This is a genomic window from Mesorhizobium sp. M4A.F.Ca.ET.090.04.2.1 (genome assembly GCF_003999085.1).
Taxonomy (GTDB): domain Bacteria; phylum Pseudomonadota; class Alphaproteobacteria; order Rhizobiales; family Rhizobiaceae; genus Mesorhizobium.
Genome location: NZ_RZOT01000960.1, coordinates 1 through 811, shown reverse-complemented (window position 1 = coordinate 811; position 811 = coordinate 1). Strand labels below are relative to the sequence as shown.

The 811-nt window shown below is 70.7% G+C and carries 1 protein-coding gene; it reads left to right on the top strand.

Annotated elements, in window-relative coordinates; translation table 11 throughout:
- Positions 1-93 precede the first annotated feature (93 nt).
- Positions 94-811: amidase (locus tag EN781_RS33470; protein ID WP_210213521.1), on the top strand; the 718-nt coding region annotated here is incomplete at its 3' end.

Here is an 811-nt window from a genome sequence, read left to right as displayed (position 1 = left end):
GATGAGGGCAGGGGCAAAGGCCATGGGGCAACCCGATTTTGATAGGCTGCCGTGCTGGCGATTGGCGAAGGCCAATCCGGGGAGGATGCGCGCATGACAAACGCCCTGACCGCCGACACCACCTTCCTCACCGCCATGCAACTGGCGGCCGCGATCCGCGAGCGCCGCGTCAGCGCCAGCGAGGCGATGGAGGCGCAGCTGGAGCGCATCGCCGCCGTCAACCCGCTGCTCAACGCCATCATCACGCTTGACGAGAAGGCGGCGCGCGAGGGCGCGAGGGCCGCCGACGATGCCCTGGCGCGCGGCGAGGCCGTCGGGCCGCTGCATGGCGTGCCGGTCACCCTGAAGGACGGCCACGCCACGGCGGGCATGCGCACCACGGTCGGGCTGACGGCCTGGGCCGACCATGTACCGACGGCCGACAGCACGATTGCCGCGCGCTTGCGCAAGGCGGGCGCGATCATCATCGGCAAGACCAATGTGCCACCCCGGCTGCGCGACCTGCAGACCGTCAACCCGATCTTCGGCCGCACGAGCAATCCCTGGGACGTCGCCCGCACGCCGGGCGGCTCCAGCGGCGGTGCCGCGGCGGCCGTCGCGGCCGGTCTGGTGCCGCTGGATATCGGCAGCGATGCCGGCGGCTCGATCCGCGTGCCGGCGCATCTGTGCGGCATATGCGGCTTCAAGCCGACGCAATCGACGGTGCCGATCACCGGCAGTTATGCCGATCCGCCCGACATGCCGCGCAGCTTCCGTCTGCTGTTCGACATCGGGCCACTGGCGCGCGATGTCGACGACCTCATCCTTGCCC